16 protein-coding genes are annotated in these 13,702 nt (G+C 62.3%); 12 read left to right on the forward strand and 4 right to left on the reverse strand.

Annotated features, from left to right (window positions below; genetic code table 11):
- Nucleotides 1-138 precede the first annotated feature (138 nt).
- A complete protein-coding gene (locus tag FHX14_RS23255) occupies nucleotides 139-1,422 on the forward strand; it encodes a D-alanyl-D-alanine carboxypeptidase family protein (RefSeq protein ID WP_184378929.1) in 1,284 nt (427 codons plus the stop codon).
- Between the two features lie 129 nt (nucleotides 1,423-1,551).
- Entirely contained in the window at nucleotides 1,552-1,869 is a 318-nt protein-coding gene (locus FHX14_RS23260; protein WP_184378931.1) for a MazG nucleotide pyrophosphohydrolase domain-containing protein, read from the forward strand.
- A 16-nt stretch (nucleotides 1,870-1,885) separates the two neighbouring features.
- Here the strand turns inward: FHX14_RS23260 and FHX14_RS23265 are convergent, their stop codons facing one another.
- The 3 genes from FHX14_RS23265 to FHX14_RS23275 form a co-directional block, all read right to left on the reverse strand.
- The gene (locus FHX14_RS23265) at nucleotides 1,886-2,377 is read right to left on the reverse strand and encodes a GNAT family N-acetyltransferase (protein WP_184378933.1); all 492 of its coding nucleotides are present in this window, start codon (nucleotides 2,375-2,377) and stop codon (nucleotides 1,886-1,888) included.
- Between the two features lie 17 nt (nucleotides 2,378-2,394).
- Nucleotides 2,395-3,810: a metalloprotease TldD gene (tldD, locus tag FHX14_RS23270; RefSeq protein ID WP_184378935.1), complete on the reverse strand. Its 1,416-nt coding sequence runs from the start codon at nucleotides 3,808-3,810 to the stop codon at nucleotides 2,395-2,397.
- A gap of 397 nt (nucleotides 3,811-4,207) precedes the next feature.
- Nucleotides 4,208-4,867, reverse strand: a complete 660-nt coding sequence (locus FHX14_RS23275) for an invasion associated locus B family protein (RefSeq protein ID WP_184378937.1) — start codon at nucleotides 4,865-4,867, stop codon at nucleotides 4,208-4,210.
- A gap of 11 nt (nucleotides 4,868-4,878) precedes the next feature.
- Here FHX14_RS23275 and FHX14_RS23280 point away from each other — a divergent pair, with 11 nt between their 5' ends.
- From FHX14_RS23280 to FHX14_RS23310, 7 genes are all read left to right on the forward strand, one after another.
- Complete coding sequence (locus FHX14_RS23280) at nucleotides 4,879-5,184, forward strand: hypothetical protein (protein WP_131711370.1); 306 nt, start codon at nucleotides 4,879-4,881, stop codon at nucleotides 5,182-5,184.
- Nucleotides 5,184-6,068 carry a cytochrome c oxidase subunit II gene (gene coxB / locus FHX14_RS23285; protein WP_003588103.1) on the forward strand — a complete coding sequence of 295 codons (885 nt, stop codon included), beginning with the start codon at nucleotides 5,184-5,186 and terminating at the stop codon, nucleotides 6,066-6,068. The genes FHX14_RS23280 and coxB overlap by 1 nt, the downstream gene beginning before the upstream one ends.
- 17 nt (nucleotides 6,069-6,085) lie before the next feature.
- Nucleotides 6,086-7,792 (forward strand): cytochrome c oxidase subunit I, encoded by a 1,707-nt coding sequence (ctaD, locus tag FHX14_RS23290; RefSeq protein WP_003588102.1) that lies wholly within the window; start codon nucleotides 6,086-6,088, stop codon nucleotides 7,790-7,792.
- A 66-nt stretch (nucleotides 7,793-7,858) separates the two neighbouring features.
- Nucleotides 7,859-8,809, forward strand: coding sequence for a heme o synthase (locus FHX14_RS23295; protein WP_012556811.1), 951 nt, complete (start codon nucleotides 7,859-7,861; stop codon nucleotides 8,807-8,809).
- Complete coding sequence (locus FHX14_RS23300; RefSeq protein WP_003569857.1) at nucleotides 8,809-8,949, forward strand: hypothetical protein; 141 nt, start codon at nucleotides 8,809-8,811, stop codon at nucleotides 8,947-8,949. Before FHX14_RS23295 ends, FHX14_RS23300 begins: the two co-directional genes overlap by 1 nt.
- Entirely contained in the window at nucleotides 8,946-9,554 is a 609-nt protein-coding gene (locus tag FHX14_RS23305) for a cytochrome c oxidase assembly protein (protein ID WP_184378939.1), read from the forward strand. Before FHX14_RS23300 ends, FHX14_RS23305 begins: the two co-directional genes overlap by 4 nt.
- Nucleotides 9,555-9,615: 61 nt before the next feature.
- Nucleotides 9,616-10,494 carry a cytochrome c oxidase subunit 3 gene (locus tag FHX14_RS23310; protein ID WP_003588098.1) on the forward strand — a complete coding sequence of 293 codons (879 nt, stop codon included), beginning with the start codon at nucleotides 9,616-9,618 and terminating at the stop codon, nucleotides 10,492-10,494.
- A 237-nt stretch (nucleotides 10,495-10,731) separates the two neighbouring features.
- On the opposite strand, the gene FHX14_RS23315 is transcribed toward FHX14_RS23310, so the two are convergent.
- The gene (locus tag FHX14_RS23315) at nucleotides 10,732-11,373 is read right to left on the reverse strand and encodes a chloramphenicol phosphotransferase (RefSeq protein ID WP_184378941.1); all 642 of its coding nucleotides are present in this window, start codon (nucleotides 11,371-11,373) and stop codon (nucleotides 10,732-10,734) included.
- Between the two features lie 132 nt (nucleotides 11,374-11,505).
- Between FHX14_RS23315 and FHX14_RS23320 the strand changes: the two genes are divergently transcribed.
- From FHX14_RS23320 to ispH, 3 genes are all read left to right on the forward strand, one after another.
- Entirely contained in the window at nucleotides 11,506-11,886 is a 381-nt protein-coding gene (locus FHX14_RS23320) for a DUF983 domain-containing protein (RefSeq protein ID WP_012556814.1), read from the forward strand.
- Nucleotides 11,879-12,634 carry an SURF1 family protein gene (locus FHX14_RS23325; RefSeq protein WP_184378943.1) on the forward strand — a complete coding sequence of 252 codons (756 nt, stop codon included), beginning with the start codon at nucleotides 11,879-11,881 and terminating at the stop codon, nucleotides 12,632-12,634. The genes FHX14_RS23320 and FHX14_RS23325 overlap by 8 nt, the downstream gene beginning before the upstream one ends.
- A gap of 63 nt (nucleotides 12,635-12,697) precedes the next feature.
- Entirely contained in the window at nucleotides 12,698-13,699 is a 1,002-nt protein-coding gene (ispH, locus tag FHX14_RS23330; protein ID WP_003588093.1) for a 4-hydroxy-3-methylbut-2-enyl diphosphate reductase, read from the forward strand.
- The last annotated feature ends 3 nt before the right edge of the window (nucleotides 13,700-13,702 follow it).

Below are 13,702 nucleotides of genomic sequence, written 5' to 3' on the forward strand. Positions count from 1 at the left end.
CATTTCCTGTTAACCAAGGCGATGAAAAGACTAGAAAAATGGTAGGAGTTGCCTCAAAGTCGCGCCAAACTTGCCGCTTCTGTCACGTTACGGCACAACGCCGATCCTATCGAGCGCCGACGCATCAAGGGGAACTGCATGAGAACGCTTCTGGCGGCTGTTTTGACCGTAACGCTCGCCGTTTCGGCGCCTCTTGCGGCCCTGGCCGGCAGCGCTTCATTGGTCCTCGATGCCCGCACCGGCAAGGTTCTCGCCGCCGAAAACGCCGATACGCTGAACCATCCGGCCTCGCTGACGAAGATGATGACGCTCTATCTCACCTTCGAAGCTTTGAAGCGCGGCAAGATCGCCTGGGATACGCCGATCAAGATGTCGAAATATGCCGCCTCCCGGCCGCCGACCAAGCTCGGCGTCAAGGCCGGCGGCACGATCACCGTGCGCGAGGCGGTCTATGGCATGATCATCAAATCCGCCAATGATGCCGCCTCCGCCATGGGCGAGAAGCTCGGCGGCTCGGAAAGCGGTTTTGCCCGGATGATGACCGCCAAGGCCCGCCAGCTCGGCATGAGCCGCACCGTCTTCGTCAACGCCTCCGGCCTGCCGGACGGCCGCCAGGTCACCACGGCGCGTGATATGTCGACGCTCGCCATCGCGCTGATGAAGAATTATCCGAACGAATACCGGCTGTTTTCGGTGGCAAGCTTCAATTTCCGCGGCCGCACCGTGCGCGGCCACAACAATCTCATGTACCGCTACCAGGGCATGGACGGCATCAAGACCGGTTACACCAACGCCTCCGGCTTCAATCTCGTCAGCGCTGTTCGGGACGGCAACCGCCGCGTCGTCGGCGTCGTGCTCGGCGGCCGCACCGCCCGCAGCCGCGACGACAAGATGGCCGGTCTGCTCGACCGTTATCTCGGCCGTGCCTCCTCTTCCGGCGGCGCCAAGCTGGTGGCGAGCGTCGGCGCCAGGGAGCCTGTCGAAGTGGCGTCTGCCGCCGACGATTCCGATGTTCCCGTGCCGCTCAGCGCACCGCGCTCGGCCGACGATCTTGCAGCAAAGAGCCTGGCCTATGCCGATGACGCCGTCGTGCCGCTGGAGCGTCCGGTCGCGATGGACGAAATCCTGAACGCCGGCAAGGCGCCGAAAATGTCGGCGGAAAAGACCGATGGCGACTGGCAGATCCAGATCTCGGCCGCTCCGAGCGCCGATGCGGCGCGCGCACTTCTCGCCCAGGCAAAGTCTGAAGGCGGCGCGCCGCTGGTTTCCGCCTCGCCCTATACCGAGGCGGTCGGCAAGGGCGCCAACAAGATCTACCGCGCCCGCTTCGTCGGCTTCGCCAGCAAGGACGCCGCCGTTTCCGCCTGCGATGCGCTGAAGCAGCGCTCCTACGACTGCATGCTGCTGCCGGATCACGGCTGATCGCCGCAGGAATTCAAAGTGTTACAGCGTCCTTTGCGCGTTTGAATAAACGCGCGGCTCTGTAAGACAATCGACTCTGGACAAGCATCGGGAATCAGCGTCTCTTCCATAAACAAAAGGAGAACGCCGATGTTGCGTCGTCTTGCCGATCAGTTCGAAATCTCATCCGCCGCCTATGTCGCCGCCAACGGCATCGAACGCGATGCCGACTGGTTTCTGTTGAAGCTACAGGAGGAAATGGGCGAGCTGACGCAGGCCTGGAACCGGCTGACCGGCCGCGGCCGCGCGAAAGGCCGATCGCCCGAGGAGATGCGGCGCGATCTGGCCGACGAGACCGCCGACCTTCTCGGCCACCTCCTGCTGTTTGCCCGCAGCAACGACATCGATCTTGCCGCGGCGATCGAACGCAAATGGCTGTTTCAGCCGGCGGAAGCGCCGAAGAGCTGAGGCATTTCGGCGGCCCTCAGCCGACCTTATGCCGGTAGAACTTGGTGTCCACCGCCATTAGCGGGAAGGCGCGGGGAAGGGCGCTCTTGGCGATCTCGGCAAAGCCGTTCTTTTCGTAGAAGCGATGGGCGGCGACGAATTTGTCGGTCGTGCCGAGGAAGATATCGGTAAGGCCGGCATCCCTGGCATGGGCGAACATGCGGTCGAGAAGCAGCGCCGCCACCCCGTGCTCGCGGCCGCGAACGTCGGCGGCGACGAACATCTTGCGCAGGGCAGCCTGATGATTGCCGATGTCCTTCAAGCCCAGCGTGCCGACGATGGCGCCATCCTTGACGGCGACCCAGAACTCTCCCTTGCCGGACTGATAGAAATCCGGGATGACCCTCAAATCCGGCTGCGCATCGGCGGTGATGTCGATTCCAAACTCTTCGCGCTGGATCGGCAGGATCACCGAAAGCACGTCATCGGCGTCGCCTTCCGCAAAACGCCTGATCTCGACCTCCGCCATGACAGGCTCCTTTCGTCTCAGGTCTGGGTGCCGCCGACGGTGATCCGATCCATGCGCAGATGCGGCTGGCCGACGCCGACCGGAACCCATTGGCCGCCCTTGCCGCAATTGCCGATGCCGGTATCGAGCTTCATGTCGTTGCCGATCATCGACACCCGCTTCATCGCATCCGGGCCGTTGCCGATCAGCATCGCGCCCTTGATCGGCGCGCCGACCTTGCCGTTCTCGATCAGATAGGCCTCGGTGCAGCCGAAGACGAACTTGCCGGAGGTGATATCCACCTGGCCGCCGCCGAACGAAACGGCATAGATGCCCTTCTTCACCGAGGCGATGATTTCCTCGGGCGTCTTGTCGCCGCCGAGCATATAGGTGTTGGTCATGCGCGGCATCGGCACATGCGCATAACCCTGGCGGCGGCCGTTGCCGGTCGGCGCCATGCCCATTAGCCGGGCATTCTGCCGATCCTGCATATAGCCGACGAGCTTGCCGTTCTCGATCAGCACGTTGTAGCCCGACGGCGTGCCCTCGTCGTCGATGGTGATCGAACCGCGGCGGTTGTCGATCGTGCCGTCGTCGACAACGGTCACGCCGGGAGCGGCGACCATCTGGCCGAGCAGGCCGGCAAAGGCCGATGTTTTCTTGCGGTTGAAATCGCCTTCGAGCCCGTGGCCGACGGCTTCGTGCAGCATCACGCCCGGCCAGCCGGAACCGAGAACGACATCCATCGTGCCCGCCGGCGCATCAATTGCTTCAAGGTTGACGAGCGCCTGGCGCAGCGCCTCGTCGGCGCCATATTGCCAGCTGCCCTCGGCGATGAAATCGCCGAAGCCGATGCGCCCGCCGCTACCATAGGAGCCGCTTTCCTGGCGATCGCCTTCGCCGACCATCACCGAGATATTGATGCGGGTCATCGGCCTGATGTCGCGCACGCGATGCCCGTCGGCGCGCAGGATGTCGACGACCTGCCAGCTCGCCGCCACCGAGGCCGTCACCTGCCGCACCTTGTCGTTCTTCTCCCTGAGATAGGCGTCGATATCCTGCAGGACCTTGACCTTTTCCTCGAAGCTCGGCTGGCCGATCGGGTTCTGGTCGCCGTAGAATTTCTTGTTGGTGCCTTGCGGAGCCGCCGCATAGGAGCCGGAATAGCCGCGCGTCACGGCGCCCACCGCATCCGCCGCGCGCTTCAGCGCCGCCACCGAGAGGTCGCCGGCATGGGCGTAGCCCACCGCTTCGCCGGCAACGGCACGCAGGCCGAATCCCTGTTCGGTGTTGAAGCTGCCGCCCTTCAGCCGGCCATTGTCGAAGGTCAGCGCTTCGGCCTGCGCATGCTCGATGAACAGCTCACCGTCATCGGCGCCGGCGAGCGCCTCGGCAACCAGACCACGCATCGTGGCTTCATCGGCATCGAATAGCGTCAGGAGATCGGTGGTCATGGTCTGGCTCCAATGGGGATGCGTTCGGGAATGCGCTTACGCATCTAGATAGGGCTCCTATTGATAAGGAGTGAAGCCCTGTTGCGGAATATTCTTTAGTTGGGCAAGTTCATCTCAGGAAATGGGGGGGGCGCGCGAGGGAGATGTAAGCGGTTTATCGCTTTGCGCTGCGGGGCGCTCCTGCCGGATGGATTTCGTGTGCCATCGCCAAGTTTGGCTGGAACGCCACCCCATTCTCCGTCATCCTCGGCCTTGAGCCGAGGATCCATGGCTGCCACCGAGGGTGCCGCGTGGATGCTCGGGTCAAGCCCGAGGATGACGGAGGGTGGGGGGGCTATTGGAGCAAGGACAGCGATGAATGAGGGCATTCGAGCATCGTTGCGCTATCCGAATGCCCTCAAGGCAGCGCGTCAAAACCTTCGGCGAAGCCCTTGAGGTCGACGGGGATGCCGATGCCTTCTTCCGGGGTCTGGAAGACGATGAAGGTCGCCTGGGCGCCGCTGCGGAAGGTCTTCAGCAGCTCGTCTTCGAGCACGACCTCGGCATAACAGCCATCGGCGAAGCAGCGGACGAAATAGGCGCGGCCGATATCCTTGCCGTCGACATTGAGGCCGAGGCCGTTCGGCAGCAGCACGCCGAGCGGTGCGAGCACGCGGAGAATCTTCGATTTGCGGTCGGCCGTCTTCAGGACGACGACGGAAAGCCCGACCTCCGGCCGATCCTCGGCGATGACGTTCTGCATCAGCGCGCATTGTTCGGTCGCAGCACCTGCCGGCTTGTCGCAGACGACGGACCATGCGCCGTGATTGGATTTCACCGTGCCCGGCGCCTGCGGCTGGGTCTGGCCGGGGGTCACCTGGATATTCGGATTGGCCACGCTCGGCTGCTGCGGCGTTGTGGCAGGAGCAGGGGCCGCAGCCGGCGGCTTGGCCGGCGTCGGCGTCGGTTGCTGCTGTGCGAAAACGGGCGTCGTCGCCGCGGCCGCGATGCTGGCAGTCACGAGAAGCGACTGCGCGAGGGAACGGAAACCCATGGAAACCTCTGGATATCGAATCATTGCGGCTATTGTTGAAGCTGCCCACCAAAAATGAAAAGCCCCACCCCGTGAAAACCGGGGGACTGCGGCGGAAATTGGACCTTTCGGCAAGAATGTGCGGCGCGCGGATTGGCCGGAAAGCCGATTTTTCATATGCTGATGAAAAACTTGGGATGTTTTGCCCTTCCGGCCTGCCTATGCTTTCAGCAAAAATGCCGCATAGACAATTGCTCTGGCCTGTTGCGGCAAATGCCAAACTGTGGTTTGAAGCGCTGAAGATGGCAAGGATTCTGCGTTCTATTTTGCAGGTCAAGCGCTCGAGGGAGATTATAAGGTGATGAAGAAGGCTTATGCAGCCCTGACCACGCTGGTCTGTCTGCTTTTTGCTTCCGGCACATATGCCGACCAGCCGCTGCCGTGGCAGGCAACGCTGCAGCCGGCGGCGACGCCGATCATGCGGGAAATCCATTGGTTCGAACAATATACCCTGTGGTTTATCGTTCCGATCACGCTCTTCGTTCTGGTGCTGCTCATTGTCGTCTGCGTCAAATTCCGCGCCAGCGCCAACCCGGTTCCTTCGAAGACGAGCCACAACACGCTGATCGAGATTGCCTGGACCGTGGGGCCGGTCCTGGTGCTGCTTCTTCTCGCCATTCCTTCGTTCAACCTGCTGACGGCGCAGCTGACGCTGCCTGAAAACCCCGACGTGACGATCAAGGCGACCGCCACCCAGTGGCAGTGGAACTACGAATATGAAGGTTCGGGCGACAGCCCGCTGGCTTTCGACAGCTACCTCTTGAAGGATCAGGACCGCGCTGCCGCCGGCAAGGAAGACAAGTCGGTTTATCCGAGACTTCTGGCCGTCGACAATGAGCTGGTCCTGCCTGTCAACAAGACGGTGCGCGTTCTCGTGACCTCGGCCCCGACCGACGTCATCCATGCCTTCGCCATGCCGTCCTTCGGCGTCAAGATCGATGCCGTGCCGGGCCGCCTGAACGAGACCTGGTTCCGGGCCGAGCGCGAAGGCCTGTTCTATGGCCAGTGTTCCGAGCTCTGCGGCAAGGACCATGCGTTCATGCCGATCGCCATCCGCGTTGTCTCCGAGGACAAGTACAAGCAGTGGCTGACGACAGCCGCCAGCGACCTGCCCGGCGCCTACAAGACACTCATGGCCGCAACCGATGGTCCCGCAAAGACCCTCGACGTCGCCGAAGCACAGTAATTAAGGGGATCGGGACAATGGCTGGACCTTCCGCTCACGACGATCATTCTCATGATCACGCCCATCACGACCACGCTCATGATGACCACGATCACCACGATCACGGGCACAAGCCGAGCTTTGCCAATCGCTGGCTGTTCTCGACCAACCACAAGGACATCGGCACGCTCTACCTGATCTTCGCGATCATTGCCGGCATCATCGGCGGCGCATTGTCCGTCGCCATGCGCATGGAACTGCAGGAGCCTGGCATCCAGATCTTCCACGGCCTGGCCTCGATGGTCTACGGCTATGAGGGCGATGCCGCGATCGACGGCGCCAAGCAGATGTTCAACATGTTCACGACAGCGCATGCGCTGATCATGATCTTCTTCATGGTCATGCCGGCGATGATCGGCGGTTTTGCCAACTGGATGGTGCCGATCATGATCGGCGCGCCCGACATGGCCTTCCCGCGCCTGAACAACATCTCCTTCTGGCTGATCGTTCCGGCCTTCGCGCTGCTCCTGCTGTCGATGTTCGTCGAAGGCCCGGCAGGCGCCTACGGCACGGGCGGCGGCTGGACGATGTATCCGCCGCTGGCGACCAGCGGCACGCCGGGACCGGCAGTCGACCTGGCGATCTTTGCGCTCCATATCGCCGGCGCCTCGTCGATCCTCGGTGCGATCAACTTCATCACCACGATCCTCAACATGCGCGCCCCCGGCATGACGCTGCACAAGATGCCGCTGTTTGCCTGGTCGGTGCTGATCACCGCCTTCCTGCTGCTGCTGTCGCTGCCGGTTCTGGCAGGCGGCATCACCATGCTGCTCACCGACCGTAACTTCGGCACCTCCTTCTTCTCTCCGGAAGGCGGCGGCGACCCGATCCTCTACCAGCACCTGTTCTGGTTCTTCGGTCACCCCGAGGTCTACATCCTCATCCTGCCCGGCTTCGGCATGGTCAGCCATATCATCTCGACCTTCTCGAAGAAGCCGATCTTCGGTTATCTCGGCATGGCCTACGCCATGGTCGCGATCGGTGCCGTCGGCTTCGTCGTCTGGGCCCACCACATGTACACGGTCGGCCTGTCGCTCGACGCGCAGCGCTACTTCGTTTTCGCGACGATGGTCATCGCCGTTCCGACGGGTGTGAAGATCTTCTCCTGGATCGCGACGATGTGGGGCGGCTCGATCTCGTTCCGCACGCCGATGCTCTGGGCGATCGGCTTCATCTTCCTGTTCACGGTCGGCGGCGTCACCGGCGTCCAGCTCGCCAATGCCGGTCTCGACCGTTCGCTGCATGACACCTATTACGTCGTGGCTCACTTCCACTACGTTCTGTCGCTCGGCGCCGTCTTCGCGATCTTCGCCGGCTGGTACTACTGGTTCCCGAAGATGACCGGCTACATGTACAACGAGTTGGTCGGCAAGCTGCATTTCTGGGTCATGTTCATCGGCGTCAACCTGGTGTTCTTCCCGCAGCACTTCCTCGGCCTCGCCGGCATGCCGCGTCGCTACATCGACTATCCGGATGCCTTTGCCGGCTGGAACTATGTGTCCTCGATCGGCTCCTATATCTCGGCCTTCGGTGTGCTGATCTTCCTCTTCGGCGTCTTCGAAGCCTTCGCCAAGAAGCGCGTCGCCGGCGACAATCCATGGGGTGAGGGTGCGACGACGCTCGAATGGCAGCTGCCTTCGCCGCCGCCCTATCACCAGTGGGAACAGCTTCCGCGCATCAAGTAATTGCGCGGGTATCAGGACGCCGCATTCGTTACGGCGTCCTGGTATTCTGATATTCAGGACGGAATGATGACGGTTATCGACAATCACGGGGCGCTTGCAAAGGACGGCGAATTGTCGGAAGCGAGTGCGCGCGATTATTTCGAATTGCTGAAGCCGCGGGTGATGTCGCTCGTGGTCTTCACCGCCTTTGCCGGCCTGGTGCTGGCGCCGGGCCACATCCATCCCGTCCTCGGCCTGATCGCCATTCTCTGTATCGCCGTCGGCGCCGGCGCTTCCGGCGCGCTCAATATGTGGTACGACGCCGATATCGACGCCATCATGAGCCGCACCGCCAAGCGTCCGATCCCGGCCGGCCGCATCGCGCCCTCGGAGGCGCTGGCCTTTGGCCTGGTGCTATCAGGCTTCTCGGTCGTCATCCTCGGCCTTGCCGTCAACTGGCTCTCGGCCGGCATCCTTGCCTTCACCATCTTCTTCTATGCCGTCGTCTACACCATGTGGCTGAAGCGCTCGACGCCGCAGAACATCGTCATCGGCGGAGCCGCCGGCGCCTTCCCGCCGATGATCGGCTGGGCCTGCGTCACCAACAGCGTGACGATCGAGAGCACCGTTCTCTTCCTGATCATCTTCCTGTGGACGCCGGCGCATTTCTGGGCCCTGGCTCTGTTCAAGATGCGCGATTACGAGGCCGTCGGCGTGCCGATGCTGCCGAACGTCGCCGGCGAGCGGGTGACAAAACATCAGATCGTCGCCTATGCGGTGCTGACCGCGGTTTGCGGGATATTGCCCTCCTTCCTCGGTTTCGCAAGCTTCGGCTACGGCCTGGTGGCCGCCGCCCTCGGCGCGATCTTCATCTACTGTTCCATCGCCGTCTGGCGTATGCCCGACGGCGATCTGAAGATGATCCCGGCGAAGAAGCTGTTCGCCTTCTCGATCTTCTATCTTTTCGCCGTGTTCTCCGCCCTGATGATCGACCGGCTGGCCTCGATCTTCGTCTCGCACACCGGAGGCTGGTTCTGATGGATCTCGTTAAGCTCACCGAAAAGCAGATGAAGTCGCGGCGCAACCGCAACATCGCCCTCGGGCTGGTGCTCGCCGGCCTCGTCATTCTCTTTTACGCGATCACCATCGTGAAGATCGGCGGGGGAATGGCCGGATGAGCGACAACGCCCCTGCACCGAAAAAGCCGGCCCGCAACAACGGCGCCGTCGTGATGATGTGCCTGAGCTTCGTTTTCGGCATGGGCGCGATGAGCTATGCCGCCGTGCCGCTCTACCGGATCTTCTGCCAGGTCACCGGCTATAACGGCACGACGCAGCGCGTCGACCAGGTGTCGAGCGTCGTGCTCGACCGCACGATGCGCGTCACCTTCGACGCCAATGTCGCGCCCGGCCTGCAATGGGACTTCAAGCCGGTCGAGCGCGAGGTCAATCCGAAGATCGGCGAGACGATCCAGGTCCATTTCACCGCTGAGAATCGCTCGAACGAGACGCAGCGCGGCCAGGCGGTTTTCAACGTCACGCCGGGTGAAGCGGGCGTCTATTTCAACAAGGTGCAATGTTTCTGCTTTACGGAAACGGACCTGAAGCCGGGCGAAAAGCTCGACATGCCGGTGGTGTTCTACATCGACCCGGAAATCGTCAAGGCCGTGGAGTCCAAGGACATCCACACGGTCACGCTGTCATATACGTTCTACCCGAAAGAGGGTCCGAAGCCGTTGGCTTCGAATGAGGGTGGAGCGGTAAAAAGTGAAAAGAAACTTTGATCAAGGCTCGTTTCCGGCTATGCCGGGAACGGAGTGAAGGAAGACATCCGGGGATAGCTACATGGCCGATGCTCATCAGAAGAATCACGACTATCACATCATCGATCCGAGCCCGTGGCCGATTCTCGCCTCGCTCGGCGCCTTCATCATGGCGATCGGCGGCGTCTGCTACATGCGCTACCTGAACGGCGGATCGTTCAAGGTCGCCGGCGCCGAACTCGCCAACCCCTGGCTCTTCTACATCGGCTTCGCACTGGTTCTCTACGTCATGTACGGCTGGTGGGCCGATACGGTGAAGGAAGCCCATGAGGGCGCCCACACCCGCGTCGTCTCGCTGCACCTGCGCTACGGCATGATCATGTTCATCGCTTCGGAAGTGATGTTCTTCGTCGCCTGGTTCTGGGCCTATTTCGACGCCAGCCTCTACCCGAACGAGGCAATCCAGGCCTCGCGCCTGCTCTATACCGGCGGCACCTGGCCGCCGAAGGGCATCGAGGTTCTCGATCCCTGGCACCTGCCGATCTACAACACTGTCATCCTGCTGCTGTCGGGCACGACGGTCACCTGGGCGCACCATGCGCTGCTGCACAACGACCGCAAGGGCCTGATCCAGGGCCTGACGCTGACGGTGCTGCTCGGCATTTTCTTCTCCAGCGTCCAGGCCTATGAATATGCCCACGCGCCCTTCGCCTTCAAGAATTCGATCTACGGCGCGACCTTCTTCATGGCGACCGGCTTCCACGGTTTCCACGTCCTCATCGGCACCATCTTTCTGCTGGTCTGCCTGATCCGGTCGCTGCGCGGCGATTTCACCCCGAAACAGCATTTCGGCTTCGAGGCGGCCGCCTGGTACTGGCACTTCGTCGACGTCGTCTGGCTGTTCCTGTTCTTCTGCATCTACGTCTGGGGCGGCTGGGGCGCGCCCGTCGCAGCCGGCTGATTGCAGCGATATTCAAGGAAAAGGCGGGCCGGGTGCCCGCCTTTTTTGTGTGCCGGACTTCTTTCCTGGTTTGTCTGTTTGCTCAGAAGGCTGCCCCTCACCCTAACCCTCTCCCCGTAAAACGGGGAGAGGGGACGTGCCCTGCGAGAGGTGGGAGAGGGACGGAGAGCTTGCGGCGTGTCCCCTTCGCCCCGCCTGCGGGGAGAAGGTGCCGGCAGGCGGATGAGGGGCTGGCCATCACCGCCCGCCAGCAATCCGGTCGAAAGCCGAAGGCTCAGGAATGCCGAGATCCAGCCGCTGGCGGATCGCCTCGGCGCATTCGAGTGCCGTCAGCACCGACGTATCGACCTCCATGTCATAAATGCCCGGCCGGTGCACCTCGTCCTGCCAGCGCTGCACCGGCTCCGGCACAGGTGTCTCCTCGGTGGCTCTTACATAAAGCGTCTCGCGGCCTTCCTGTTTGAATTCACGCCGCTGCATGATCGTCTCGATCGGACAGCGCACACCGACGAACAGCACGGAAAAGCCGTCCAGGCGCCGGGCGCAGTCGGCGAGAATGCCGAGCGGCTGCGAGTAGCTGTCGTGATGGCCGAGATCGGCCACCACATTGAGGCCAAATCCGGCATGGATGGCGATCGATTCATAAAGCGCCGCATAGAGGAACGGCACCAGGTCTTCGAGCTCCGGCCGCTCGCCGCCCGGCCTGAGCCCGATGCCGGGCAGGTAGCGCTTCGGCGTCATGGCATTGTAGCTGTCGACGCCGAGGTTGATCCACGGCCCCTCGAATTCGTCCTGGATCGCGCGGGCAATGCTGGATTTGCCGCTTCTGGGCGCACCGTTCAAAATAATGATCTGGCCGGCATGGTTGTCGTTGGTCATCCGTCTTCTTCTTCTGTTTGGCGCGAATCACTGAGACAAGAGCGCGCAGGCATTTCCATTCGGGATGCGAATACTTTATGGGAGAGTTAAGGCAGGATGGACTGCCGAGAAGGAATGGCCAGAAGGAATGATATGAGCGAAGACAGCGCCCATTATCCCCCCGTCGATCCGGTCAAGACAGGCATCAAGGGCTGCTGCCCGCGCTGCGGTCAGGGCAAGCTGTTCGACGGCCTGCTCGGGGTCAAGCCGCGCTGCGCCTCCTGCGGCCTCGATTATTCGTTCGCCGATGCCGGCGACGGGCCGGCCGTCTTCGTCATCCTCATCGTCGGCTTCATCGTCATCGGCATGGTGCTGTGGCTGCAGGTGAATTATGGGCCGCCGATCTGGGTGCATATCCTGCTCTTCGGCCCGTTGACCATCATCCTGTCGCTTGCGACGCTGCGCTGGTTCAAAGGCATCCTGATCGCCATGCAATACCGCCACAATGCCCGCGAAGGACGCCTGAGTGACTGAAATAGAGCATGCCATGCCGCGCCGCCGGCTGCCCGTCCTCACCGGCATGCTGGTGCTGATCGCCCTTGCCATCCTGATTTCGCTCGGCACCTGGCAGGTGGAGCGCCTCCACTGGAAAGAGGGCCTGATCGCCGATATCGCCGCGCGGCAGGCAGCGGCCCCCGTGTCGCTTGCCGATATCGAGGCGATGGCGGCAACCGGCGGCGATATCGAATACCGCAGAGTCACCGCCACCGGCCGCTACATCAACAACAAGGAGCGGCACTTCTTCGCCACCTGGCGCGGCGAGACCGGCTTCTACGTCTATACGCCCCTGGAGCTTGCCGACGGGCGCGTGCTCTTCGTCAATCGCGGCTTCGTTCCCTATGAGAACAAGGAGCCGGAAATGCGCATGCAGGGCCAGTTGACGGATGAGCAGACCGTCACTGGCCTGGCGCGCGAAAAACTTCCCGGCAAACCCTCCTGGGTGGTGCCCGACAACGACGTCGCCAAGAACATCTTCTACTGGAAGGATCTCGACGTCATGGCCGAAAGCGTCGGGCTGGAGAAGGCCCGTGTCATTCCGTTTTTCGTCGATGCCGATTCAACTCTCAATCCGGCCGGCTTGCCGATCGGCGGCGTCACCCAGGTGGATCTGCCGAACGACCATCTGCAATATGCCTTCACCTGGTATGGGCTGGCCGCCGTGCTGATTGCCGTGGTGGGGATCTCCTGGTTTCGCAAGCCGGGCAAGCAGCCGGCGCAATAGTATCGCTTCAATTTCCACCTATATTGGGCTAGAGGTCCCTAAATCTCTCAATCCGGAACAGACATGAATATTGCGGCGAAACCTCCTTTGACGATCAGGCTCTGCGGGCCGCGCGGCTTCTGCGCCGGCGTCGACCGCGCCATCCAGATCGTCGTGCTGGCGCTGAAATCCTATGGCGCGCCTGTCTATGTGCGCCACGAGATCGTCCACAATCGCTATGTCGTCGAGGGGCTGGAGGCCAAGGGCGCCGTCTTCGTCGAGGAGCTGGACGAAATCCCGGCCGAGCATCGCGCCCAACCGGTGGTCTTTTCAGCCCATGGCGTGCCGAAATCCGTGCCGGAGGATGCGGTGAGCCGCAACCTCTTCTACCTCGACGCCACCTGCCCGCTGGTCTCCAAGGTCCACAAGCAGGCGATGCGCCACAATCGCCTCGGCCGCCACGTCGTCCTGATCGGCCATGCCGGCCACCCCGAAGTGATCGGCACGATGGGCCAGCTGCCCGAGGGTTCGGTTTCGCTGATCGAGACGATCGAGGATGCCGACGCCTATATTCCCGTCGACGCCGACAATCTCGGTTACGTCACCCAGACGACGCTGTCGGTCGATGATACCGCCGGTGTCATCGCCCGCCTGCAGGAGCGTTTTCCCAACCTGACGGCGCCGGCCGCCGACTCGATCTGTTATGCGACGACCAACCGCCAGGAAGTGGTGAAGCAGGCCGCCCCCGGCTGCGATCTCTTCATCATCGTCGGCGCGCCGAATTCCTCCAATTCCAAGCGCCTTGTCGAAGTGGCACTGCGGGCAGGGGCGAAGAAATCGATCCTGGTGCAGCGCGCCGCCGAGCTTGATTGGGATGAGATCGGCGCGATCTCGACGCTCGGCCTTTCCGCCGGCGCCTCCGCCCCCGAGGTCATCGTCAACGAGATCATCGAGGCCTTCCGCGCCCGCTTCGACGCCCGCGTCGAGCTGGCCGAAACGGTGCAGGAAACCGAGAATTTCCTGGTCAACCGCGAATTGCGCAGCATCGAGCTGACGGCGGCCGACATGGCCTTCGTCAACGGCTGATCC

It is taken from the genome of Rhizobium sp. BK619, from assembly GCF_014195245.1.
Taxonomy (GTDB): domain Bacteria; phylum Pseudomonadota; class Alphaproteobacteria; order Rhizobiales; family Rhizobiaceae; genus Rhizobium; species Rhizobium acidisoli.